Here is a 24,256-nt window from a genome sequence, read left to right as displayed (position 1 = left end):
TTCCAGCCTGGTCCTCCTGCATATTGCTGGGCTAGCATCGGTGCCTCCTTGCCAACGAGACATATCGCAGGCAACACTGATTTCTGGAGGAACCATGAGCTTTACCGTTTACCTATCTGGTGAAATCCATACCGACTGGCGTGACGAGATCAAGCGTGGCGCTACCGCCGCCGAGCTGGACGTAGTCTTCACTTCCGCCGTAACCGATCATGAGGCTAGCGATGCTGCCGGTGATTGCCTTGGTGCCGAGTCCAGCGCCTTCTGGCGCGATCACAGATCCTCCAAGGTCAATGCGATTCGCACTAAGACGCTGATTCAACAAGCCGACCTGGTGGTGGTGCGTTTCGGCGACAAGTACAAGCAGTGGAACGCCGCCTTCGATGCCGGTTACTGCGCGGCCTTGGGCAAGCCATATGTGACGCTGCATGGCGACGACATCGTGCATCCACTGAAAGAGGTCGATGCGGCCGCCATGGCCTGGGCGACCAGCACCGAGCAGGTTGTGGAAATTCTCAAGTACGTGGTGCGATAGCAACCAGAGTCACGGATTACTTCAACGCCCGGGCGGCTTGCACCGGCCTTATGAAACAGTATCTGCAGCGCGCTCAGCCGTAGGCAGAGCCAAACGCTTCGCGCCGGGTCGGCCCTCCCACGAAGCGGAAAGCTCGCACTGTACCGCCTTTGCAGGAGGCGCGACCCACAGCGAAGTGAAGTGAAGGTCCGTCACGTCCTTTAGTCCTCCTTCGGAGGCAAGCCGTCCATAGATTCGATTTCCTAAAAAGCGAAACCCCGCCAATCAGCGGGGTCCGACATCAACCAAAACGCCCTGCACCTGCAGGGCGTTTTGCTTTGCCACATCGAGTCAGATAGCACCGCGCTTACGCAGCAGATCAATGACCTGCTTGGCGCCCTCTTCGACCGTCAGCGACTCAGTATCGACGATGAGATCAGCATTGCCCGGCACGTCGTAGGGGAAGGACTCGCCAGGAATGTTATCGCCAGCCGCCGCATACAGACCCTGCGGATCGCGTTGCTGACAAGCCTGCGGTGAAGCCTGGACGTAGACGGTGACGACCCGGCCACTGCCGATCAACGCCTTTGCTTGCTCGCGGCCTTCGGCATCCGGCGCGACGAATGCTGCCAATGTCAGCAGACCTGCCTCGTTGAACTGACGCGCCACATGCGCGGCACGGCGCCAATTCTCGGTACGGCCGGCGCGGTCTTGCGGAAGGCCTTTGTTCAGATCGTGACGCAGATTCTGGCCATCCAGTACGTAGACAGCGCGGCCCATATCGAACAGTTTGCGTTCGACCGCGTAGGCCAACGTGCTCTTGCCGGCGCCGGAAAGACCGGTGAACAGCACGGTCGCGGGTTGCTGACCAAAGCGCGTTGCGCGCTCTTCGGTAGAGACATGAGCCAGCGCGCCGTGATGCCCGGACGAGCCCGACGCAACCGGATCGGCGATGATCATGCCCGCGCCAACGGTACCGTTGGTGAGGCGGTCGATGATGATGAACGAGCCGGTAGCCGGGTTCGTCGCATAGCCGTCCAGTGCAATCGGGGCGTCGAGGCTGACTTTGATCCGACCAATCTCGTTGAGCTGCAAACTGCTCGCCGGGCCGTGCTCCAGGGTATTCACATCGACCCGATGGGTGATACTGGCAATGGAGCCCGGCACGTAGCTGGTGGCGCGCTTGATATCGTATTTCTTGCCCGGCAGCATCGGCTCTTCGGCCATCCAAACCAGCATGGCGTCGAAACTGTCAGTGATGCGCGGCAGGTTGTCGGCGTGCACGAGCATGTCGCCGCGGGACACGTCGATCTCGTCTTCCAGGGTCAGCGTAATGGCTTCGCCTGGCGTAGCCTGCTCCAGCTCGCCGTCATAGGTGACGATGGATTTGACGGTGCTGCGCTTACCGGATGGCAGCACGACGATCTCGTCGCCCTTGCGCACGACCCCGCTGGCGAGGGTACCGGCGAAGCCGCGGAAGTTGAGGTTGGGTCGATTGACGTATTGCACCGGGAAGCGCAGGTCGTCGAAGTTGCGGTCGCCAGCGATCTCGACACTTTCCAGAATTTCCATCAGCGACTGCCCCTCATACCAGGGCGCACGCTCGGAACGATTGACCACGTTGTCACCCTTCAATGCCGACATCGGCACGAAATGCAACGAGGATGGCTTGAGCTCGATGCGCTCGGCGAAGGCCAGGTAATCGGCTCTGATACGCTCGAAAACGGTCTGATCGAAGTCCATCAAGTCCATCTTGTTGATGGCCACTACGATGTGCTTGATGCCGAGCAAGGAGGTGATGAAGCTGTGGCGCTTGGTCTGGGTCTGCACACCATAGCGCGCATCAACCAGGATGATCGCCAGGTCGCACGTCGAAGCGCCTGTCGCCATGTTGCGCGTGTACTGCTCGTGGCCGGGGGTATCGGCGATGATGAACTTGCGCTTGGCGGTGGAGAAATAGCGGTAGGCAACATCAATGGTAATGCCCTGCTCGCGCTCGGCCTGCAGCCCATCGACGAGCAACGCCAGGTCGACATCGTCGCCTGTGGTGCCGGATTTCTTTGAATCACGGGTGATCGCTTCAAGGTGATCTTCATAGATCATCTTCGAGTCGTGCAGCAGGCGCCCGATCAGGGTGCTTTTGCCGTCATCGACATTACCGCAGGTCAGAAAGCGCAACAGCTCTTTGCGCTCGTGCTGCGCCAGGTAGGCGAGGATGTCCTCGCTGATCAAATCAGACTGATGAGACATAGTGCGGAATCCTTAGAAGTAGCCCTGACGTTTCTTTTCTTCCATCGAACCGGCGCCATCGTGGTCGATGACACGGCCCTGACGTTCGGACGTACGCGTCAGAAGCATTTCCTGGATGATCTCCGGAAGGGTCGAGGCAGTGGATTCCACCGCGCCGGTCAACGGGTAGCAGCCGAGGGTGCGGAAGCGGACCATGCGCTTCTCGATGCGCGCCTTTTCCTCGTCGGTGAGGTGCTCGAGGATACGCTCGTCATCGATCATGATCAGGGTGCCGTTCTTCTCAATGACTTCGCGCTCGGCGGCGAAGTACAGCGGCACGATCGGGATCTGCTCCAAGTAGATGTACTGCCAGATATCCAGCTCGGTCCAATTCGATAGCGGGAAGACGCGGATCGACTCGCCCTTCTTCACGTTGCCGTTGTAGACGTTCCACAGTTCAGGGCGTTGGTTTTTCGGGTCCCAGCGATGCTTGCTGTCGCGGAAGGAGTACACGCGCTCTTTCGCCCGAGACTTCTCTTCATCACGCCGTGCGCCACCGAACGCCGCATCGAAGCCGTGCTTGTCGAGCGCCTGCTTGAGACCCTCGGTCTTCATGATGTCGGTGTGCTTGGCACTACCGTGAGTAAAGGGGTTGATGCCCTGCGCAACACCATCCGGGTTGACATGGGTAATCAGGTCCAGGTCCATCTCGGTGACCATCTTCTCGCGGAAACGATACATTTCCTGAAATTTCCAGCGAGTGTCGACGTGCATCACCGGGAACGGCAGACGACCAGGAAAAAATGCCTTGCGCGCCAGATGCAGCATCACGGCCGAATCCTTACCGATGGAATAAAGCATCACCGGATTATCGAACTCGGCGGCCACCTCACGGATGATGTGGATGCTTTCCGCCTCCAGCTGTTTCAGATGCGTCAGTTTGTCGACCATGGCTACTCACGAATTTGCAGGTGGACGGCCGGCAAGGCCGGAACGAGGCGCAACTTTAGCACGGCACAAAATTCTAATCAGGCCGCTTCTTAGATCTAAATGCTCTAGGTTTATGCCGACGAAACCGCGCTTTATCTCCCGCGCCAAGTAGGGTTACGGCCAGCAGGGGCGGCGCATCAGGCCGGATTGGGACAGTCGATGAACAGGTGTTCGACGGCAAATCGCTTCGCCAGATAGTCGCCGAGCGCCTGCACGCCGTAACGCTCGGTGGCGTGGTGCCCGGCTGCAAAGAAACTCAACCCGCTTTCACGTGCGATATGCACGGTGGGCTCCGAGACTTCTCCGGTCAGATAGGCATCGACGCCGGCCGTCACAGCTTGATCGATATAGCCCTGAGCGCCGCCCGTGCACCAGGCGATCCGCCTGATAAGCCCGGCTCCTTCGATCATCAGCGGCTCGCGTCCGAGTACGGTCTGTATCCGACGCATGAAATCAGCGGGCGCAAGCGGTGTATCGAGCGAGCCAACGAGACCGACCGAACGCGGGTTGTCAGGCTCCAGCGATCCTTCCACGATTAGCCCGAGCAACCGCGCCAACTGGACGTTGTTGCCCACTTCGGGGTGCACGTCGAGCGGCAGGTGATAGGCGAGCAGGCTGATGTCGTTATTGAGCAGCGTCTTCAATCGGCGCTGCTTGATGCCAACGACGCGCGGATCTTCGTTTTTCCAGAAATAGCCGTGATGCACCAGCACCACGTCGGCCTGCGCCTCGACCGCGGCATCGAGCAACGCCTGGCTGGCCGTAACCCCGCTGACGATGCGGCGAACCTGCGGCCGTCCTTCTACCTGCAGGCCGTTCGGGCAATAGTCGGAGATCTTCGCGGTGTTCAGGTAGCGATCCGCTTCGTCTACCAGTGTGGTTAGCGCAACGGCCATGCAGGCTTCCTCTCATTGAATATGCCGACGCTGGCCGCGCTGATAACAGCCACCGCCCGGTCTGGAACGGAAATGAACCAAGCGGCTTTGGCAAACCAGCACAGAATCACCGTGGCAAAGCTGCAATTCGCAGCCAGCTTCGTATAATGCCGCCACCTTAAGGGGCGCTATCGCCCTCCGCAACCTGTCCGGATTTCGAATCGCGATGATCAATGCCCTGCGTTTTTTTGGCTGGCCGTTGCTGGTGGGCCTACTGGTGGCCCTGCTGATCATTCAGCGCTACCCGCAGCTGGTAGGTATGAACGCCGAACCGGAATATACCCTGCGACAAGCACCGCTCGTGGGCATACCGCAGCAAGGCCCGTATTCGTACGCCAATGCGGTCAGCAGCGCAGCGCCAGCGGTAGCCAATCTCTATACGACCAAGCTGATCGATAGTTCCAGCCAGCAGCCAATGCTCAAGGACGATCCGTTATATCAGCGGTTCTTCGGTGACAACCTGCCACGCCAGCGCCGTATGGAGTCGAGCCTGGGCTCGGCGGTGATTATGAGCCCAGAAGGGTATCTGCTGACCAACAACCACGTCACGGCCAATGCCGAGCAGATCGTGGTGGCCCTTCGCGATGGCCGCGAGACACTCGCTCGGGTAATTGGCAACGACCCCGAGACCGATCTCGCGGTGCTGAAGATTGATCTGGCGGACCTGCCTGCAATCACTATCGGCCGCTCTGATGGCATCCGCATCGGCGACGTGACTCTGGCGATCGGCAATCCGTTCGGGGTTGGGCAGACCGTGACCATGGGCATCATCAGCGCCACAGGACGCAACCAGCTGGGGCTCAATACCTATGAGGACTTCATCCAGACCGACGCAGCCATCAACCGCGGCAATTCCGGTGGCGCGCTGGTCGATACCGCAGGCCATCTGATCGGCATAAACACGGCGATCATCTCCGAATCTGGCGGTTCGCAGGGCATCGGCTTTGCGATCCCGGTGAAGCTCGCCATGGACGTGATGAAATCCATCGTCGAGCATGGTCGGGTAATCCGCGGCTGGCTCGGCGTGGAGGTGCAGTCCCTGACGCCGGAACTGGCCGAGTCGTTTGGCCAGGCGGGCCGACCGGGAATTGTCGTCGCTGGGGTCTATCGAGAAGGTCCTGCGGAACGCGCCGGCTTACGCCCGGGCGATCTGATTCTCAGCATTGATGGGGAGCAGGCCAGTGATGGTCGAAACTCGATGAACCAGGTCGCCCGCGCTCGGCCTGGCGACGAAATCGATATCGACATCCTGCGCAACGGCAAGCCGCTGACGCTGACCGCCGAAGTCGGCATGCGACCGCTGGTAGAGAAAAGTCCTCAATAAGCCTGAGCCGCAAGCAGCCCAGGATGTTAGCGGCTAGGCTAATCAGCCGATGCCCTTCAGTGCGTCGAGCAACGCCTGGTTCTGCTCCGGCGTGCCGATGGTAATTCGCAGGAATTGCTCGATCCGGGGGTGCTTGAAATGTCGCACGATCACGCCCTGCTCTCGAAGCCCAGCGGCAAGCGCTGCAGCATCGCGCTGCGGATGCCGGGCAAAAATGAAGTTCGCCGCAGATGGCAGGACCTGGAAGCCCAATCCCTGCATTGCCGAAACAACCGCTTCGCGGCTGGCGACCACCTGCTGACAGGTCTGTTCAAAATAAACGCGATCTTCGAACGCAACCGCGGCGCCAGCGATGGCGATGCGGTCCAGCGGATAGGAGTTGAAGCTGTTCTTGATGCGCTCCAGCGCCTCGATCAGATCCGGATGTCCGACGGCCAGGCCAACCCGTAGCCCCGCCAGCGAGCGCGATTTCGACAACGTCTGGGTGACCAGCAGGTTCGGGTAGCGATCTACCAGCGCAATGGCCGAGGTGCCACCGAAATCGATATAGGCCTCATCCACCAGCACGACGGAATCGGGATTCGCCTGTAATAATCGCTCGATCGCATCCAGCGCCAGCAGGCAACCCGTCGGCGCATTGGGATTGGGAAAGATGATTCCACCGTTAGGCCGGGAATAACCGGCCACGTCAATCTGGAACTCATCATCCAGCGCAATGGTTTCGTACGCGATCCCATACAGACCGCAATAGACCGGGTAAAAGCTGTAAGTCACGTCGGGGAACAGCAATGGCTTGCTGTGTTGGAAAAGGCCATAAAAGGCATGGGCAAGCACCTCGTCCGAGCCATTCCCGACGAATACTTGGGCCGGCTGCACACCGTAATAGTCGGCAACTGCACGCTTGAGGCGCTCGCCGTTCGGGTCTGGGTACAGCCGCAGGCTATCGTTCAGCTCGGCCTGCATCGCCGCGATTGCTTTCGGCGATGGGCCATAAGGATTCTCGTTGGTGTTGAGTTTGACAAGATTGGTCAGCTTCGGCTGCTCACCCGGCACATAGGGCACCAGATTCTTGACGAAGGGGCTCCAGAATTTGCTCATGGGGTTCTCGCAATTCACGTTATTTGTGTCTGACTGGCATGGTGCAGTTTCGAGGCAAGTCGCTTGGGCGTTGATAGGATCGGCAGCCAGTGGCTGGACGAAAGAGCACCGCGCTTGGCTCTTCGCCCGACCTTCAGCGCACTTATCGGCTTTACCGCTTTATACGGTACTCGGCACTGCGCGCGTGTGCAGTCAACGACTCGCCGCGAGCCAGTACCGAGGCGATCTTACCCAGCTCCGATGCGCCTTCGGCCGAGCAGTTGATGATGGATGAACGCTTCTGGAAGTCGTACACCCCGAGCGGCGACGAGAATCGTGCGGTTCCCGAGGTAGGCAGCACGTGATTCGGGCCGGCGCAGTAGTCACCCAGCGCTTCAGCGGTATAGCGCCCCATGAAGATCGCGCCCGCGTGGCGAATCTGCGGTAGCCATTGATCCGGATCGGCAACGGAGAGCTCCAGGTGCTCAGGCGCGATGCGGTTAGCCACGTCGATGGCCTGTTGCATATCAGCCACTTGAATCAGCGCCCCGCGGCTCTGCAGAGAGGCGTGAGCGATTTCGGCGCGCTCGAGGGTTGGCAGTAGGCGGGCAATGCTTTCAGCGACCCGATCGAGGAACGCCGCGTCCGGGCTGACCAGGATCGATTGCGCATCCTCGTCGTGCTCGGCCTGGGAGAACAGGTCCATCGCGATCCAGTCAGGATCGGTCTGGCCATCGCAAACCACCAGAATCTCGGAAGGTCCGGCGATCATGTCGATGCCAACCTTGCCGAACACGTGGCGCTTGGCAGTCGCGACGTATATGTTGCCCGGGCCGACAATCTTGTCCACCGGCGGCACGCTTTCGGTGCCGTAGGCCAGTGCCGCTACGGCTTGAGCACCACCAATGGTAAAGACCCGATCAACCCCGGCGATGCATGCCGCCGCCAGCACCAGCTCGTTGATTTCACCGCGAGGCGTCGGCACAACCATGACCACTTCCGGCACACCGGCCACCTTCGCCGGAATGGCATTCATTAATACCGAAGACGGGTATGAGGCCTTGCCGCCGGGCACGTAGAGCCCTGCGCGATCGAGTGGCGTGACCTTCTGACCGAGCACGGTGCCATCGGCTTCCGTGTAGGTCCAAGAGTCCTGCTTTTGTTTTTCGTGATAGCTGCGGACCCGCTCCGCGGCGGCCTCCAGCGCCTGGCGCTGGGCCGGACTGATGCGATCGAGCGCTAGCTCAAGGCGCGCACGCGGCAGAATCAGGTCGGCCATAGAGGCCACTTCAAGGCCATCGAAACGCTGGGTGAACTCGACCAGTGCGGTATCGCCTCGCTCGCGCACGGCCTTGATGATTTCCAGCACGCGCTGATTGACGCCATCATCGGACACGCTCTCCCAGCTCAACAGATGATCCAGGTGTCGCGAGAACTCAGGATCAGCGGCATTGAGTCGGCGGATATCGATCGGAGCGGTCATAACAGGCCTCATGAGAGATACGTGCAAGCTGATTTCAGGCGCCCCTAGATTAACAAGCCCGCCGTGTGGGCACCTGAAAATCTAGGCTATGACACGGATAGGCGAGCCAGCTGCCCAGCAGCCAGGCAAACGTTAACCCTGGTGCGCTATTGCGTTTTGCAAAGCATCGATCAGCGCCTGAATCCGCGCATGCTGCATCTTCATCGACGCCTTGTTGACTACCAGACGCGAACTGATCATGGCGATCAGCTCCTGCGGCTCCAGCCCGTTGGCACGCAACGTGTTGCCGGTATCGACCACATCGATGATCTTGTCTGCCAGACCCACCAGCGGGGCCAGCTCCATCGATCCGTAGAGCTTGATGATATCGACCTGACGGCCCTGCTCGGCGTAGTAGCGTTTGGCGACATTGACAAACTTGGTCGCGACCCGCAGTCGCCCCTTGGGTTCTGGCGCACCGACCTTGCCGGCGGTCATCAGTTTGCAGTTGGCGATTTTCAGGTCCAGCGGTTCATACAACCCTTGTCCGCCGTATTCCATCAGAACGTCCTTTCCCGCCACGCCGAGATCCGCCGCGCCGTGCTCGACGTAGGTCGGCACGTCAGTGGCGCGCACGATCAGCAGACGCACGTCATCCTGCGTGGTCGGAATGATCAGCTTGCGGCTTTTTTCGGGGTTCTCGGTGGGGACGATACCGGCTGCCGCCAGCAACGGCAGGGTGTCATCGAGGATGCGGCCTTTGGACAGGGCGATGGTGAGCATGGACGGTTATTCCTTGGAAACCTGTTGATGGCGACCCTGACGCAGGCATGGGCAACCGAGCCAAGCGCAGGTTCCAGCCGGGGCCGCCCGCTCAACCAGCGGACGACTGCGGCCCATTGCCGATAGCTAGCCCGGTACGCGGCGGATCTTGGCGCCCAGCAACTGCAGCTTTTCCTCGATGCACTCGTATCCGCGGTCGATGTGGTAGATGCGGTCGATGAGGGTATCGCCCTCCGCCACCAGGCCAGCAATTACCAGACTCGCCGAAGCGCGCAGGTCGGTCGCCATGACGGGCGCGCCCTTCAGCTTGGAAACCCCGGTCACGATGGCGGTGTTGCCCTCGACGAGGATTTGCGAGCCCATGCGGTTCATTTCGTAGACATGCATGAAGCGGTTCTCGAACACCGTTTCGATCACCGTACCGGTGCCTTCGGCGACCGCGTTCATGGCAATGAATTGGGCCTGCATATCGGTCGGGAAAGCCGGATACGGTGCCGTGCGCACATTCACCGCTTTCGGCCGATTGCCCTTCATGTCCAGCTCGATCCAGTTGCTGCCGGTATCGATATGAGCACCGGCCTCTTCGAGCTTGTGCAACACCGCCTCCAGCAGGGTGGCATCGGTGTCCTTGAGCTTCACACGACCGCCGGTCGCCGCAGCGGCGACGAGATAGGTGCCCGTCTCGATACGGTCAGGCATGACGCTGTAGCGGCCGCCACCCAGGCGTTTCACACCGTCGATGGTGATGGTGTCGGTACCCGCACCGGAAATCTGCGCGCCCATGGCGTTGAGGAAATTGGCCAGGTCGACCACTTCCGGCTCGCGCGCGGCGTTTTCCAGTACGCTGCGACCGTTGGCCAGCGCCGCGGCCATCATGATGTTCTCGGTGCCGGTCACGCTGACAATATCGAAGAAGAAATGCGCACCGCGCAAACCCCCAGCCGGCGCCCGCGCCTTGATATAGCCGCCTTCTACGTCGATCTGTGCCCCCATCGCTTCGAGGCCGCGAATGTGCAGGTCGACCGGGCGCGAACCAATGGCACAGCCGCCCGGCAGGGCAACTTCCGCCTCGCCGAAGCGCGCCACCATAGGCCCGAGCACCAGAATCGAGGCGCGCATGGTCTTGACCAGCTCATAAGGCGCCACCAGCGTCTGGATGCTGCTGGCGTCGACTTCGACGCTGAGCTTTTCATCGATGATCGGCTGCACACCCATGCGGCCGAACAGCTCGATCATGGTGGTGATGTCGTGCAGATGCGGCAGGTTGCAGACAGTTACCGGGGTATCGGCAAGCAGGGTAGCCGCCAAGATAGGCAGAGCCGAGTTCTTGGCACCGGAGATGCGAATCTCGCCGTTGAGGCGGGCACCGCCGGTAATGATCAATTTATCCATGGATGTTCCCGTAACCCGCAGGCTCGAAGCACTTGCGAAGAGGAGCCGTGCGCGACGTCAAAAACTCGCGCACGGGCTGAAAGATGTTGCGACCGGCGATCAGCTACGTGCAAGCCAGTCGGCGCGGCTGAAGAATTTCATCGTGACGGCGTGAATACTGCCGTCGGCGATCCAAGGGTTCAGGTGCGCGTAGATGTGCTGCTGGCGCTTGACCGGACCCAGACCAGCCAACTCGTCGCTGATCACGTTCAGCTGGAAATTGCAGCCTTCGCCTTCGACTTCAACCTGTGCACCTGGAAGCTTTTCTTCCAGAAAATTCTTAACTTCTACGGCCTGCATGTTCAACCTCGATCAGCGCCGGACGCGCGCGGCCGGCCATCATACAAAAAAGCCCGAAGGCTGCGAACCCCGAAGCCGCGCGGGGTGACGAAGCTCACCTACTCAAGCGCCTCCGCCTCGCTATCGGACGGACGCGGATGACGGTTACCCGCCGCTACCGCAGGAAATTTCGAGGAGGCAAAGCGCACCACCAAAATGGCAACAGCCAGCAGCAGAATCGCTCCGGAAATATAGACCACGCCCATGTCTGGACGATGATGATGCGAAACATCGGAGATCAGTAAGCGAGTCAGCGCAGTAATAGCCACGTAAATGAGGAAACGCACAGGCATGTGGTTGGTCTTGAAATAGATACCAACCATCGCGCCGAGCTCAAGGTAGATGAACAACAACAGGATGTCATCGACGCTGATGCTGCCCTTGTCGATCATCCCGAGGAAGGCCACCAGCCCTGCCCAGGCGGTGACCGCACCGATGGCGAACAGCGCCAGGTAATGAAAGGTTTCGACGAGCAGGTTGCCCAGCGACTCCGCGGTCGCATGGACCTTCCCGCGCATCGCTTCCGCCCAACGGAGCATCAAACGGCTCCTCGTGTTTCGTCTGACAGCGAAAGAACATCAAGCAGACCGGACACTCTGGCAATTTCGCGCATGTCGTCAGGCATACCGGCGATAACCACTTCCTGACCGGAGGCGATCGCGTCTCGGGTGAAGGCCAGCAGCAGTGAAAGCCCGACGCTGCTGGATTTTTCCACTGTCGAACAATCGATCAACAACCGCTTCCCTTTGTGCTCACGGATCAAGGCCTGGCCGGCCCGGCGCATGGCCGGCCCGGATTGGTAGTCGAGCACACCGAAGAGCCGCAGCTCGCCGTTGACGCCACTTTCGACACGTGCGTCAGTCATCATCGCCCGCTGCCTGCTGGCCAGCCTCGGTGTCCTTCGCGCGCGCGACCACCTCAGCCCACCCATCAATGGTCTTGTCCAGATCACCACCGTTCTTCTGCATGGCGTCGGCGAACTGATCACGGAACAGTTTGCCGATATTGATGCCGTTGATGATCACGTTGCGCACCCGCCACTCATCACCTTGATTGACCATTGTGTAGGACACCGGGTAGATCTCGCCCTGGCGGCCGGTCACTTCCATGCCGACGCTGGTACGTTCAGCATCCTGCTTGCCGCTCGCCGGCGACACCCGGATCTGCTGGTTGTTGTATTCCAGCAATGCGTTGCCATAAAACTGCATGAGGCTGCGCTTGAAGTTTTCCTGGAAGCGAGTCATCTGTTCAGGACTGGCGTTACGCGAGTATTTAACCGTCATGATGCTTCGGGATATCCCTTCCGCGTCCACCACCGGGCCGAGAATATCGTTGAGCGAGTCGTAAAAAGCGCTCGGGTCTTGGCGGTATTGGTCTTTATTGGCTTTGAGATCCGCAAGCAGCTCATCGGTGGTCTTCTGGATCACTTCATGAGCGCTGGGAGCCGCAAAAGCCTGCATAGGCAGGGCTGCCAGCAATACCAGCAAGCCGCGACGCAGGGCAGTCATCATGTGGATACTCCTCATTCTTTATTGACCGAATTGAGCAAAAATTTGCCGATCAGCTCTTCCAACACAAGGGACGACTGAGTATCGCGAATGGTATCGCCGTCGCCCAGGGTCTCCTCTTCGCCGCCGACGCTGATGCCGACGTATTTTTCACCCAGCAAGCCGGCGGTCAGAATCGACGCGGTGGAGTCCATCGGCAGGATGTCGACATCTTTCTGGACTTCCAACGTGACACGTCCGGTATAGCTCTCACGGTCCAGGTCGATCGCCGTCACCTTGCCGATGGTTACGCCAGCCATGGTGACCTTGGATCGGACACTGAGTCCGGCGATATTGTCAAAATAGGCGTAAAGCTTGTAAGTGTCGGTGCTGCCGACGTTCAGCCCACTGACACGCAGCGACAGCAACAGCAAGGCCAGCACACCTGCCAGCAGGAACAGGCCAACACCGATTTCCAGGGTGCGGATACGCATCAGAAGTCTCCAAACATCAAGGCGGTCAAAATAAAGTCGAGGCCGAGTACCGCCAGCGAGGCGTAAACCACGGTCCGGGTGGTGGCGCGACTGATACCTTCCGAGGTCGGCTCGCAATCGTAGCCTTGGAATACCGCAATCCAGGTGACCACGACGGCAAACACCATGCTCTTGATGACGCCATTGAGCACATCCGAGGTGAAGGTGACGCTGTTCTGCATGTTCGACCAGAACGAGCCCTCATAAACGCCGAGCCAGTCCACCGCAACCATTGCCCCACCCCAGATACCGACCACATTGAAAATGACGGTCAGCAAGGGCAAGGAGATGAAGCCGGCCCACAGCCGCGGCGCGATGATGTACTTCAACGGGTCGACGCCGATCATTTCCAGGCTGGACAGCTGCTCGGTGGACTTCATGTTTCCGATCTCGGCAGCCAGTGCAGACCCGGCGCGCCCGGCGAACAGCAACGCGGTGACTACCGGCCCCAATTCGCGAAGCAATGTCAGGGCGACCATCTGCCCGACCGCCTGCTCGGAGCCGTAGCTGCTGAGAATGCTATAACCCTGCAGCGCCAGCACCATACCGATGAACATCCCTGAAACCACCACGATGGCCAGCGACAGTACGCCGACCGAGTAGAGCTGCCGGACCAACAGGGAGAAGCGATTGCTCAGCCCACTAGGGCCGAACAACGCATGAAACAGAAACAGCGTCGCGCGCCCCTGCGCCGCGACCACATTCATCCCAGCCTCGCCAAACATCCGGATTCGCTCGATCAATGAACGCTTACGCATCGGAGCCTCGCAACAGATCCTCGGCATAGGCCGGTGCCGGAAAATGGAAAGGTACTGGACCGTCCGCCGCGCCCTTCATGAATTGCTGAATCCGTGGATTGGTCGACTCACGCAACTCAGCAGGCGTCCCCTGCCCGAGCACCTGGCCGTCACCCACCACATAAATGTAATCCGCGATGCTCGCGGTTTCCGCCAGGTCGTGGGAGACGACGATACTGGTGATGCCCAGGGCATCGTTGAGCAGTCGGATCAGTTGCACCAGAACACCCATCGCAATCGGATCCTGGCCGGCGAAGGGTTCGTCGTACATGAGAATCTGGGGGTCCAGAACGATCGCACGAGCCAGCGCCACGCGGCGCTTCATGCCACCGGACAGCTCGTCTGGCATCAGTTCCACCGCACCGCGCAAGCCCACCGCTTGCAGCTTCATCAGAACGATGTCGCGGATCATTTCCTCCTGCAGCTTGGTGTGCACGCGCAATGGAAAGGCAACATTCTCGAAGACGTCGAGGTCCGTAAACAGGGCGCCACTCTGGAATAGCACACCCATCTGCTTGCGCATGTCGAACAGCTCGCGACGCGACAGAGTCGGCAGGTTGGTCCCGGCGACCCAGACCTGTCCACTGGTCGGCTTGAGCTGGGCGGCGATCAGGCGCAACAGCGTGGTCTTACCGCAGCCGGACGGCCCCATGATGGCGGTCACCTTGCCTTGCGGTATGACGATGTCGACATCGTTGAAAATGCTCCGCTCACCGCGCATGAAGGTGACGCTCTTCAGCTCGACGGCGTTAGCGTTGGCGGCGCTCATCGGATCTCCTTGGATACAGCCTGCGAATCAGACGTCATCCGGCTTTGCGGAGTTACTTCGCATGCCGTTTTCGGCGGCGGACTATAGCACCGCGCCACTGCGCACCCAAACAAGGGCCCTGTATCGGCGCGTGACGGACCTCTCTCCGCGCGACACGGGACAGCTCCCCGATGTTAACGGACGCTACAGCTTTTCGGTGAGCGACGCAGGGTTTGCCGCTATAATCCCGCGCTTTCATTCAGGCGACGACGCGAACATGAGCCAGAGCAGCCAGCTGATCGAGACTGCCCAGCGCACTATCCGCATGGAGATAGAGGCAGTCGAGCAACTTAAAACCCGCATCGATGCGCAGTTCGTCAAGGCCTGCCAGCTTATCCTTCAATGCAAGGGACGCGTCGTCGTGGTCGGCATGGGCAAGTCGGGGCATATCGGGAACAAAATCGCCGCCACGCTCGCCAGCACCGGCACCACCGCATTTTTCGTCCACCCAGCCGAAGCCAGTCATGGCGACATGGGCATGATTACCCGTGACGACGTTGTACTGGCCCTGTCCAACTCGGGTACCACCAACGAGATCGTGACGCTGCTGCCGTTAATCAAACGCCTCGGCATCACCTTGATCAGCATGACCGGCAACCCCGAATCGGTGCTCGCCAAGGCGGCGGCCGTTAATATCGACGCAAGCGTTGCCATCGAGGCCTGCCCGCTGAACCTTGCACCCACCTCCTCGACCACCGTCAGCCTGGTGCTCGGCGACGCGCTGGCGATTGCCTTGCTGGAAGCGCGAGGTTTCACCGCTGAAGACTTCGCTTTTTCGCATCCGGGCGGCGCATTGGGCCGACGCTTGCTGCTCAAGGTCGAACACGTGATGCACGCCGGCGACCGCCTGCCTCAGGTCAGCCGTGGCACTCCGCTACGCGAAGCTTTGCTGGAAATGACCCAGAAAGGGCTCGGCATGACGGCGGTGATCGAGGCCGACGGCAGCCTGGCCGGCATATTTACCGATGGCGATCTGCGCCGCACGCTGGACAAGGGAATCGACGTGCGTCAGGCCAGCATTGATCAGGTCATGACCCTTCACGGCAAGACTGCCATTGCCGACATGCTCGCCGCCGAAGCACTGAAAATTATGGAAGACAACAAGATCAACGCGCTGGTCGTGGTCGATGAAAACGACCGTCCGGTCGGCGCGCTGAACATGCATGATCTGCTGCGCGCAGGAGTGATGTAAGTGAACGATCTACTACGCCGTGCCCGCGATGTTCGCTTAGCGATTTTCGATGTCGATGGCGTACTCACGGACGGCAAACTGTACTTTCTCGTCGATGGTAGCGAGTTCAAGACCTTCAACACGCTCGATGGTCACGGCATCAAGATGCTGATCAACTCCGGCGTACGCACCGCGATCATCAGCGGGCGTAAAACACCGGTGGTCGAGCGTCGCGCGCAGAACCTGGGTATTCAGCACCTGTACCAGGGGCGCGAGGACAAGCTCGTAGTGCTCGATGAATTGCTCGCCGAACTCGGACTCGACTACGCTGAAGTCGCCTACCTGGGTGACGATCTGCCAGACCTGCCGGTCATCCGCCGCGTCGGCCTGGGCATGGCTGTCGCCAGTGCCGATGCTTTTGTCCGCCAGCATGCACACGGCGTGACCGCCGCCCGCGGTGGCGAGGGCGCGGCACGAGAGTTCTGCGAACTGATCATGCGCGCCCAAGGCAGCCTCGAAGCCGCTCAGGCCGCCTATCTTTAGAGGTTTCAATGCTGAGCAGAATCCGCTTTCCCGCCATCCTTCTGCTAATCGCCCTGCTTCTGGTCGCGGTCGGCTACTGGAACATTCGCCCCGAGAGCTTTATGCAGGAAGCCCCGGTGGCACAAGGCGAGGAGTCACCGATCGACTTCTACGTGATCAACTCTCGAACCGTCCAATACCAGCCGGATGGCAAGCGCAACTATGAGCTGTCCGCCGAGAAAGTGGAGCACATCAAGGCCACGGACATCAGTTTGCTGACCCGCCCCGATCTGCGGTCCTACCGGGGCTCGGAGCTGCCGTGGCACGTGACCAGCGAGCGCGGTGAAGTCGGCCCGCAAGGCGAGGAAGTCGAGCTGATCGATAACGTCAGGATCGAACGCACCGATGCTAAGGGACGCCCGACCATTGTCACCAGCAGCCGAATGACAGTGCTTCCCGAGAAGGATTATGCCGAGACCCGCCAACCCGTTAGAATCGTCGCCGCGAACGGCGTAACGACCGCTACGGGTATGAAAGCGTATCTGAATGAAGGCAGGATGCTCCTGCTATCCAATGTAAGAGGCCAGCATGAGCTGCGTTAAGACTTTCCCCCTTCTGATCGGCTTGAGCATCTTTCTGCTCGGCTCGAATGCCCATGCGCTTCCGGAGGACCGCAACCAGCCCATCCGCGTCCAGGCCGACACGGCGGAGCTGGACGATCGACAGGGCGTTGCCGTGTATCGCGGCGACGTAGTCATCACCCAGGGCACGATGAAGATCACCGGTGACACCGTGACCATCACTCAGAACAGCAACGGTGATGTCGAGGTCTTCACCTCCATTGGCAAACCCGCCTACTACGAGCAGAAGCCAGCGGTGGATAAGGAAATCGTCAAGGCGTACGGCCTGACTATCCAGTATTTCGCCGCAAACGAGCGCATCGTGCTGATCGATCAGGCAAAAGTCGTACAGGAAGGCAACACCTTCGAAGGCGAAAAGATCGTCTACGACACTCAGCGGCAGATCGTCAACGCCGGCCGGGCCACCAATACCGATGTCACCACGCCGCGCCCTCGCGTGGATATGGTCATCCAGCCGCGCAAGAAAGAACAACCGGCAGCGGAGCAGACCGAGTAATGGCAATTCTGAAGGCCCAGCACTTGGCGAAAAGCTACAAGAGCCGTCAGGTCGTACGCGATGTCAGTCTGTCCATCGAAAGCGGACAGATCGTCGGCCTTCTAGGACCCAACGGCGCTGGCAAGACGACCTGTTTCTACATGATCGTAGGCCTGGTAAAAGCCGATCAGGGGCGCGTACTGATCGATGAGCAGGATGTCACCCATCTGCCCATGCATGGCCGCGCCCGGGCCGGCATCGGCTACCTGCCGCAGGAAGCCTCGATCTTCCGCAAGCTGTCGGTGACCGATAACATCATGGCGATCCTGGAAACCCGCAAAGATCTCGATCGCAGCGGTCGCCAGCAGGCGCTGGAAGGGCTGCTACAGGAATTCCACATCCACCACATCCGCGATAGCCTCGGCATGAGCCTTTCCGGCGGCGAGCGACGTCGCGTCGAGATTGCTCGCGCGCTGGCCACTGCGCCCAAGTTCATCCTTCTTGACGAACCCTTCGCCGGTGTCGACCCGATCTCGGTTGGTGACATCAAACAGATCATCCATCATCTGAAGGCCAAGGGCATCGGCGTGCTCATCACCGATCACAACGTACGCGAGACGCTGGACATCTGCGAAACCGCTTACATCGTCAACGACGGCCAACTGATCGCCGAGGGCGATGCGGAAACGATCCTAGCCAACCAGCTGGTCAAGGAAGTTTACCTCGGGCACGAATTCCGACTCTGACACCGGTTTTTTCGACCGAGACGATCGTCTAGGGCTAGGCAAAGGCTTCTGAAGCAGGCATATAATTTGCTTACATCGGCGCCAGCAGCGCCAGCGAAATCGGAACAGGCGCGGTTGCGCCGGCAAACAAGGTTCGAAGTCCTCTGCCATGAAACCATCGCTAGTCCTGAAGATGGGCCAGCAGCTGACGATGACACCGCAGCTGCAACAAGCCATACGATTGCTCCAGTTATCCACGCTCGATCTGCAGCAGGAGATCCAGGAAGCGCTGGACTCCAACCCCATGCTCGAACGCGAAGAGGACGGGGACGACTTCGATAACTCCGACCCGATGGCCGAGTCGATCGAGAAGAAGCCGGAAAGCACTTCCACCGAGCAGAGCGAGCCAGACAATCACTACGAGGAACCCATCAACACGGTGGAGAACCTTGAGGAAGGCGACTGGGGCGAGCGCATCCCTAACGAACTGCCGGTAGACACCGCCTGGGAAGACATCTACCAGACTAGCGCCAGCAGCTTGCCCAGCAGTGATGATGATGAATGGGATTTCACCAGCCGCACCTCCACCGGCGAAAGCCTGCAGAGTCATCTGCTCTGGCAGCTCAACCTCGCACCCATGAGCGATACCGACCGCCTCATCGCCACCACCCTGATCGACTGCATCAACCCGCAGGGCTATCTCGACGAAACCCTCGAAGAGGTATTCGAGTCGTTTGATCCGGAATTTGAAATCGAACTCGATGAGATTGAGGTGGTGCTGCGGCGCATTCAGCAATTCGAACCGGCCGGCATCGGTGCACGAGACCTGCGCGAATGCTTGCTGTTGCAACTTCGCCAGCTTCCCGAGCGGACACCGTGGCTGGGTGAGGCGACGCAGCTGGTGAGTGATTACCTGGATGTCCTCGGCAGTCGCGACTACAGCCTGCTGATGCGCCGCATGAAGCTCAAGGAGGACGAGCTGCGCCAGGTCATCGATCTGATACAGACGCTCAATCCCCGCCCCGGCTCACAGATCGAAGCAGGCGAGCCGGAGTACGTCGTGCCCGACGTGATCGTGCGCAAGCACAATGGCCGCTGGCTGGTCGAGCTGAATCAGGAAGCGATGCCGCGCCTGCGGGTGAACGCGCAGTATGCCGGCTTCGTCAAGCGTGCTGACGCCAGCGCCGACAACACCTTCATGCGTAACCAGTTGCAGGAGGCGCGCTGGTTCATCAAGAGCCTGCTCAGCCGCAACGAAACACTGATGAAGGTCGCCACGCAGATTGTCGAGCACCAGCGCGGCTTCTTCGAACACGGCGATGAAGCCATGAAGCCTCTGGTGCTACATGACATCGCAGAGGCGGTAGGGATGCATGAGTCGACGATTTCGCGGGTCACGACGCAGAAATTCATGCATACGCCCCGCGGCATCTACGAACTAAAATACTTCTTCTCCAGCCACGTCAGCACAGCCGAAGGCGGCGAATGCTCGTCCACAGCGATACGGGCAATGATCAAGAAGCTGGTCGCTGCGGAAAACGCCAAAAAGCCATTGAGCGACAGCAAGATCGCTGATCTACTGGAGGCACAGGGTATTCAAGTCGCGCGCCGCACTGTCGCCAAGTACCGCGAGTCACTCGGTATTGCGCCATCCAGCGAGCGTAAGCGGTTGATGTAAATGCCAGGCGACCTGATTGATGTCTTCCGGTGGCGGGTACCTATCCCGCCAATCCGCATGTGGCAAAAAGGAGATGCAGTATGCAAATAAACATCACTGGCCTTCACCTGGAAATCACAGACGCCCTGCGTGACTACGTCGAGGAGAAGTTCGACCGACTGGAGCGGCATTTTGATCGCATCATTGCCATCCAGGTGATCCTTCAGGTCGAGAAACTCAAGCAGAAAGCCGAAGCCACGCTGCATGTAGCTGGACGCGAAGTCGTCGCCAATGCCGAACATGGCGACATGTACGCCGCTATAGACCTGCTTGCCGACAAGCTGGACCGGCAGCTCATCAAGCACAAAGAAAAACAGCTCGACCATAACCAGGGCGCCCTAGCTCGCTGACCCATCATGATCCGAATCGAAAACATACTGACCCCCGGACGTTCCTTGGTGAACGTACCGGGCGGCAGCAAGAAACGCGTCCTGGAACAGATCGCCAAAGTGCTTGGCCGAGACCTTCCAGACCTCGACTCCCAAGCCATCTTCGAAAGCTTCATTGCCCGTGAGAAGCTCGGCTCCACCGGCTTCGGCAATGGAATTGCCATTCCTCATTGCCGTATGCCCGGCTGTACGTCACCGCTCAGCGCGGTGCTGCGGCTCGATACGCCGGTGGATTTCGATGCCATTGATGGTGCGCCGGTCGACCTGCTGTTCGTCCTGCTGGTGCCGGAAGCGGCGACCGACGAACACCTTGAGCTGCTTCGGCAGATCGCCAGCATGCTGGACCGCGAAGAGGTCCGCGAACGCCTGCGTCAGGCCAATACGGGACCGGACCTGTATCAGGCCGTCGTCGATATTCAGAGCGGTCGCTAGGGCCTGTTGACGTTTCGCCGTGGCCGCGACCGAGGCCCTGCTGGCGGAACGGCATTCCATCGCCCTACGCTGAGTGAGGAAGAGACGTGCCCATAACCTGCCAACTCCTACCCTACCCGCGCTGCGTACAGCATGGCGATCAAGCCCGCGCCCTGTCGAACATGACGCCGCAATGCGCCTGATCATCGTCAGCGGCCGCTCCGGTTCCGGCAAGAGCACGGCGCTCGATGTGCTCGAGGACAACGGCTTCTACTGCATCGACAACCTGCCCGCCGGCCTTCTGCCTGAGTTGGCAGAACGGGCGCTGCTGCACACGGAACTGCTACAACCGCAGGTCGCGGTCTCTATCGATGCGCGCAATCTGCCCAGCCAGCTGAAGCGCTTTCCCGAACTGCTCAAGGACGTTCGCGCCCGCTATATTCAATGCGATGTGCTGTACCTCGACGCCGCCGACGAGACGCTACTCAAGCGCTTCTCGGAAACGCGCAGGCGTCACCCGTTGACCAATCAGAACCGCTCCCTGGCCGAAGCCATCCGTGACGAAGAGCTGCTGCTGGCTCCCATCATCGATCACGCCGACCTGAAGATCGACACGACGCACCTCAACCTGTACCAGTTACGCGACACGCTAAAGCTGCGCCTACTCAACAAGCCTGAACCGGGCACGGCGTTTCTCTTCGAATCATTTGGCTTCAAGCGCGGCATGCCGGTTGATGCCGACTTGGTGTTTGATGTGCGCTGCCTACCCAACCCGTACTGGAAGGCTGACCTGCGCGATTTTTCGGGATTGGATCAGCCCGTCATCGATTACCTCGCCACGCAAGCGGATGTTGAAGAGATGTTTCAGGACATCCTTGGCTATCTGAGCAAATGGCTTCCGCGCTTCGCAGCCAGTAATCGCGCCTATGTCACTGTCGCTATCGGTTGCACGGGTGGGCACCACCGCTCGGTTTATCTTGCTGAGCGACTCGGGCAGGCACTGCGCGAACCCCTGAAGAACGTCCAGGTCCGCCACCGCGACCTGGCTTAGGAACTTACATGCCTTCGTGCGAAATCATCATCATCAACAAGCTGGGCCTGCATGCCCGCGCGGCCGCCAAGTTTGTTGGTGTCGCTAGCCGGTATCCCTGTGACATCCGCGTCGGGCGCTGTCCTGCTAGCCTCATCGATGGCAAAAGCATCATGGCCGTCATGATGCTTGCCGCCAGCAAAGGCACCACCCTGCACCTACACACCCAGGGCGAACAGGACCAAGAGGCACTCGAGGCGTTGACCGCGCTGATCGAAGACTATTTCGAGGAGGGCGAGTAGCAGAGCTGGAAGCTGGAAGCTGGAAGCGAAACAGTGTCGAGCCCGACCAAGCCTTTTCAACTTTTAGTTTCAAGCTTACAGCTGCTATTCCGTCTAGCTTTCCATCGGCTTCCAGGTTGCGGCTTTAACTCCCCGCCACCTTCATCCGCTCGATCAGCACAGACCCGGTGTGAATGCTGCTACGCGTCTCAACATCGCAACCCACCGCGACGATCTGACGGAACATTTCACGCAGGTTGCCCGCGATAGTGACTTCTTGCACCGGGAACTGAATTTCACCGTTTTCGACCCAGAAGCCGCCGGCACCACGCGAATAGTCTCCCGTAACCAGGTTCAAGCCCTGCCCCATCAGCTCGGTGACCAGCAATCCGCGTCCCATACGACGAATCAAAGCCGCCTGATCTTCATCACCGTGAGTGACGAAAAGGTTGTGCACGCCGCCGGCATTGGCAGTGCTGGGCATGCCCAACTTGCGCCCAGAATAGGTGCCCAACACATAGGAGAGCAGTTTGCCGTTCTCGACGAACGGCTTGGCATAGGTCGCCAGCCCATCGCCGTCATAGGCCGAACTGGCCAATCCGCGCGGCAGATGCGGACGCTCGTCGAGGCTTAACCACTCGGGAAATAGCGTTTGTCCCAACGCGTCTTCCAGATAAGAAGACTTTCGATAAAGATTGCCGCCCGAAATCGCAGCGAGGAAATGGCCGAACAGCCCCGTCGCCAGTTCCGACGAGAACAGCACCGGGACATCGCAGGTCGGTACGGGACGGGCACCCAGGCGGCGAACCGCGCGCTCGGCGGCACGTCGACCAATAGACTCGGCGGACGCCAGGTCACCAGCGACACGGGAGACATCGTAGTGGTAATCCCGCTGCATCTGCCCTTCGGCCTCGGCGATCATCACGCTGCTAAGACTGTGGCGGGTGCTGCAGTAGGCTCCGATGAAGCCATTACTATTGCCGTAACCCCGGCAGCCCTGGTGAGTGCTCAGGCTGGTACCGTCGGCATTGAGGATGCGTTTGTCGGTGGCGAAGGCCGCCGCCTCGCAGCTGAGCGCCAGCTCTACCGCCTCGTCGGGCGAAATGCTCCAAGGGTGGTAAAGATCCAGCTCCGGCACGTCCGTCGCCATTAATGCCGGATCGGCGAGGCCGGCAAACTCGTCTTCGGAGGCATGTTTGGCGATCGCTAGCGCGGCTGCCACCGTTTCTCGAATCGCCTCGTCACCGCTGCCGGTGGTACTGGCCGAACCTTTGCGCTGGCCGACGTAGAGCGTGATGCCGAAGCCCTGGTCGCGATTGAACTCGACCGTCTCTACTTCACGCTGGCGGACCGTCGTTGATAGGCCCTGCTCCATCGAGACGGACACTTCGCAGGCACTCGCGCCCTGTCGGCTGGCCTCCTCTATGATCCGCGCGACCTTTTCGCGCAATCCAGGTAACGCGTGCGGACCGATCCCCTCAATTTCACTCATAAACACTCCAACAACTGATTCGATCAAGTCGCAGCCAAGGGTGCTCGATTGAGCTCCGCAGCAAGGCTGCTGTTATCATGGCGGCATTTCCTACTGGACCAGCCCCATGCCTGATATTTCCGATCTCGACGGCTTCGAGGAGAAAAGCAAAACCCAGGTCAAGCGTGAGCTGCACGCCCTCCAGGAGCTGGGTGAACGCCTCACGACCCTCAAGCCCGATGTCCTAGACCGTCTGCCACTCACCGATGCACTGCGCAAGGCGCTGGCCGATGCGCCGAAGCACACGGCTCATATCGCGCGCAAACGCCACCTGCAATACATTGGCAAGCTGATGCGCGATCAGGACGTCGACGCCATTCTGGCTCTGGTCGACCAACTCGATGCCTCAACCCGCCAATACAACGAGCGCTTCCATGCACTGGAACGCTGGCGCGACCGCCTGATCGCCGGTAACGACGAGACCCTCGAAGCCTTCGTTACTGACTACCCAGAGGCCGACCGTCAGCACCTGCGTGGGCTGATCCGCCATGCCCAGCACGAAGCGGCGCGAAACAAGCCGCCAGCCGCCACCCGCAAGATCTTCAAGTACATCCGCGAGCTGGACGAGACCCAGCGCGGGCTGCGCTAACCAAGCAGCTGCAAGCTTTACGCTTCAAGCGACACAGTAACAAAGCGCACCTCGCGCTGGCTTGAAGC

At 59.9% G+C, this 24,256-nt stretch carries 28 protein-coding genes; 13 read left to right on the top strand and 15 right to left on the bottom strand.

The features are described from left to right. The first annotated feature begins 94 nt into the window (after positions 1-94). Complete coding sequence (locus H3028_RS16495; protein ID WP_181298320.1) at positions 95-532, top strand: YtoQ family protein; 438 nt, start codon at positions 95-97, stop codon at positions 530-532. A 330-nt stretch (positions 533-862) separates the two neighbouring features. Here the strand turns inward: H3028_RS16495 and cysN are convergent, their stop codons facing one another. From cysN to H3028_RS16480, 3 genes are all read right to left on the bottom strand, one after another. Beyond that, positions 863-2,761, bottom strand: coding sequence for a sulfate adenylyltransferase subunit CysN (cysN, locus tag H3028_RS16490; RefSeq protein ID WP_181298319.1), 1,899 nt, complete (start codon positions 2,759-2,761; stop codon positions 863-865). A 12-nt stretch (positions 2,762-2,773) separates the two neighbouring features. Continuing rightward, positions 2,774-3,691: a sulfate adenylyltransferase subunit CysD gene (cysD, locus tag H3028_RS16485; protein ID WP_181298318.1), complete on the bottom strand. Its 918-nt coding sequence runs from the start codon at positions 3,689-3,691 to the stop codon at positions 2,774-2,776. A gap of 176 nt (positions 3,692-3,867) precedes the next feature. Then, positions 3,868-4,626: a Nif3-like dinuclear metal center hexameric protein gene (locus H3028_RS16480; RefSeq protein ID WP_181298317.1), complete on the bottom strand. Its 759-nt coding sequence runs from the start codon at positions 4,624-4,626 to the stop codon at positions 3,868-3,870. Between the two features lie 205 nt (positions 4,627-4,831). On the opposite strand from H3028_RS16480, the gene algW reads away from it, so the two are divergent. Next, positions 4,832-5,989, top strand: coding sequence for a Do family serine endopeptidase AlgW (gene algW / locus H3028_RS16475; protein ID WP_181298316.1), 1,158 nt, complete (start codon positions 4,832-4,834; stop codon positions 5,987-5,989). Positions 5,990-6,031: 42 nt separating this feature from the next. Here the strand turns inward: algW and hisC are convergent, their stop codons facing one another. The 11 genes from hisC to H3028_RS16420 form a co-directional block, all read right to left on the bottom strand. Continuing rightward, the gene (hisC, locus tag H3028_RS16470) at positions 6,032-7,087 is read right to left on the bottom strand and encodes a histidinol-phosphate transaminase (protein ID WP_181298315.1); all 1,056 of its coding nucleotides are present in this window, start codon (positions 7,085-7,087) and stop codon (positions 6,032-6,034) included. Positions 7,088-7,238: 151 nt separating this feature from the next. After that, positions 7,239-8,549, bottom strand: coding sequence for a histidinol dehydrogenase (gene hisD / locus H3028_RS16465; protein ID WP_181298314.1), 1,311 nt, complete (start codon positions 8,547-8,549; stop codon positions 7,239-7,241). A 132-nt stretch (positions 8,550-8,681) separates the two neighbouring features. After that, on the bottom strand, positions 8,682-9,311 hold the full coding sequence (gene hisG, locus H3028_RS16460) for an ATP phosphoribosyltransferase (protein ID WP_181298313.1): 630 nt from the start codon (positions 9,309-9,311) through the stop codon (positions 8,682-8,684). A gap of 126 nt (positions 9,312-9,437) precedes the next feature. Then, positions 9,438-10,703, bottom strand: coding sequence for a UDP-N-acetylglucosamine 1-carboxyvinyltransferase (gene murA, locus H3028_RS16455; protein ID WP_181298312.1), 1,266 nt, complete (start codon positions 10,701-10,703; stop codon positions 9,438-9,440). Positions 10,704-10,802: 99 nt separating this feature from the next. Then, positions 10,803-11,042 (bottom strand): BolA family protein, encoded by a 240-nt coding sequence (locus H3028_RS16450; RefSeq protein WP_181298311.1) that lies wholly within the window; start codon positions 11,040-11,042, stop codon positions 10,803-10,805. A gap of 98 nt (positions 11,043-11,140) precedes the next feature. After that, positions 11,141-11,623: a phosphate-starvation-inducible protein PsiE gene (locus H3028_RS16445; protein ID WP_181298310.1), complete on the bottom strand. Its 483-nt coding sequence runs from the start codon at positions 11,621-11,623 to the stop codon at positions 11,141-11,143. Then, positions 11,620-11,946, bottom strand: a complete 327-nt coding sequence (locus H3028_RS16440; RefSeq protein WP_181298386.1) for a lipid asymmetry maintenance protein MlaB — start codon at positions 11,944-11,946, stop codon at positions 11,620-11,622. Before H3028_RS16440 ends, H3028_RS16445 begins: the two co-directional genes overlap by 4 nt. Beyond that, positions 11,939-12,592 carry a phospholipid-binding protein MlaC gene (locus H3028_RS16435; protein WP_181298309.1) on the bottom strand — a complete coding sequence of 218 codons (654 nt, stop codon included), beginning with the start codon at positions 12,590-12,592 and terminating at the stop codon, positions 11,939-11,941. The genes H3028_RS16440 and H3028_RS16435 overlap by 8 nt, the downstream gene beginning before the upstream one ends. An 11-nt stretch (positions 12,593-12,603) precedes the next feature. Then, the gene (mlaD, locus tag H3028_RS16430) at positions 12,604-13,062 is read right to left on the bottom strand and encodes an outer membrane lipid asymmetry maintenance protein MlaD (RefSeq protein WP_181298308.1); all 459 of its coding nucleotides are present in this window, start codon (positions 13,060-13,062) and stop codon (positions 12,604-12,606) included. Continuing rightward, positions 13,062-13,859, bottom strand: a complete 798-nt coding sequence (gene mlaE / locus H3028_RS16425) for a lipid asymmetry maintenance ABC transporter permease subunit MlaE (protein ID WP_181298307.1) — start codon at positions 13,857-13,859, stop codon at positions 13,062-13,064. The genes mlaD and mlaE overlap by 1 nt, the downstream gene beginning before the upstream one ends. After that, complete coding sequence (locus H3028_RS16420) at positions 13,852-14,667, bottom strand: ABC transporter ATP-binding protein (RefSeq protein WP_181298306.1); 816 nt, start codon at positions 14,665-14,667, stop codon at positions 13,852-13,854. Before H3028_RS16420 ends, mlaE begins: the two co-directional genes overlap by 8 nt. 256 nt (positions 14,668-14,923) lie before the next feature. On the opposite strand from H3028_RS16420, the gene H3028_RS16415 reads away from it, so the two are divergent. From H3028_RS16415 to H3028_RS16370, 10 genes are all read left to right on the top strand, one after another. Beyond that, the gene (locus H3028_RS16415; RefSeq protein ID WP_181298305.1) at positions 14,924-15,898 is read left to right on the top strand and encodes a KpsF/GutQ family sugar-phosphate isomerase; all 975 of its coding nucleotides are present in this window, start codon (positions 14,924-14,926) and stop codon (positions 15,896-15,898) included. Beyond that, positions 15,899-16,420 carry an HAD family hydrolase gene (locus tag H3028_RS16410; protein WP_168425196.1) on the top strand — a complete coding sequence of 174 codons (522 nt, stop codon included), beginning with the start codon at positions 15,899-15,901 and terminating at the stop codon, positions 16,418-16,420. It abuts the gene before it with no gap. Positions 16,421-16,428: 8 nt separating this feature from the next. Further along, positions 16,429-17,001 carry an LPS export ABC transporter periplasmic protein LptC gene (gene lptC / locus H3028_RS16405; RefSeq protein WP_181298304.1) on the top strand — a complete coding sequence of 191 codons (573 nt, stop codon included), beginning with the start codon at positions 16,429-16,431 and terminating at the stop codon, positions 16,999-17,001. Then, positions 16,988-17,536 (top strand): lipopolysaccharide transport periplasmic protein LptA, encoded by a 549-nt coding sequence (gene lptA / locus H3028_RS16400; RefSeq protein WP_181298303.1) that lies wholly within the window; start codon positions 16,988-16,990, stop codon positions 17,534-17,536. The genes lptC and lptA overlap by 14 nt, the downstream gene beginning before the upstream one ends. Next, positions 17,536-18,261 (top strand): LPS export ABC transporter ATP-binding protein, encoded by a 726-nt coding sequence (lptB, locus tag H3028_RS16395; RefSeq protein ID WP_158187501.1) that lies wholly within the window; start codon positions 17,536-17,538, stop codon positions 18,259-18,261. The genes lptA and lptB overlap by 1 nt, the downstream gene beginning before the upstream one ends. Positions 18,262-18,409: 148 nt before the next feature. After that, entirely contained in the window at positions 18,410-19,918 is a 1,509-nt protein-coding gene (locus H3028_RS16390; protein WP_181298302.1) for an RNA polymerase factor sigma-54, read from the top strand. Between the two features lie 80 nt (positions 19,919-19,998). After that, positions 19,999-20,307 carry a ribosome hibernation-promoting factor, HPF/YfiA family gene (gene hpf / locus H3028_RS16385; protein WP_181298301.1) on the top strand — a complete coding sequence of 103 codons (309 nt, stop codon included), beginning with the start codon at positions 19,999-20,001 and terminating at the stop codon, positions 20,305-20,307. A gap of 6 nt (positions 20,308-20,313) precedes the next feature. Beyond that, positions 20,314-20,778 (top strand): PTS IIA-like nitrogen regulatory protein PtsN, encoded by a 465-nt coding sequence (gene ptsN, locus H3028_RS16380; RefSeq protein WP_181298300.1) that lies wholly within the window; start codon positions 20,314-20,316, stop codon positions 20,776-20,778. A 172-nt stretch (positions 20,779-20,950) separates the two neighbouring features. Next, positions 20,951-21,808, top strand: coding sequence for an RNase adapter RapZ (rapZ, locus tag H3028_RS16375; RefSeq protein ID WP_181298299.1), 858 nt, complete (start codon positions 20,951-20,953; stop codon positions 21,806-21,808). Positions 21,809-21,816: 8 nt separating this feature from the next. Beyond that, positions 21,817-22,089: an HPr family phosphocarrier protein gene (locus H3028_RS16370; protein ID WP_181298298.1), complete on the top strand. Its 273-nt coding sequence runs from the start codon at positions 21,817-21,819 to the stop codon at positions 22,087-22,089. A 124-nt stretch (positions 22,090-22,213) separates the two neighbouring features. Here the strand turns inward: H3028_RS16370 and pmbA are convergent, their stop codons facing one another. Beyond that, positions 22,214-23,560, bottom strand: a complete 1,347-nt coding sequence (pmbA, locus tag H3028_RS16365; RefSeq protein WP_181298297.1) for a metalloprotease PmbA — start codon at positions 23,558-23,560, stop codon at positions 22,214-22,216. A gap of 106 nt (positions 23,561-23,666) precedes the next feature. On the opposite strand from pmbA, the gene yjgA reads away from it, so the two are divergent. Further along, positions 23,667-24,188 (top strand): ribosome biogenesis factor YjgA, encoded by a 522-nt coding sequence (gene yjgA / locus H3028_RS16360; protein ID WP_219920215.1) that lies wholly within the window; start codon positions 23,667-23,669, stop codon positions 24,186-24,188. The last annotated feature ends 68 nt before the right edge of the window (positions 24,189-24,256 follow it).

It is taken from the genome of Pseudomonas sp. Q2-TVG4-2 (assembly GCF_013620795.1).
In the GTDB taxonomy this organism is placed as follows: domain Bacteria; phylum Pseudomonadota; class Gammaproteobacteria; order Pseudomonadales; family Pseudomonadaceae; genus Stutzerimonas.
The sequence above is the reverse complement of the archived record's forward strand: the minus strand, read 5'-3'. Positions and strand labels throughout refer to the sequence as shown.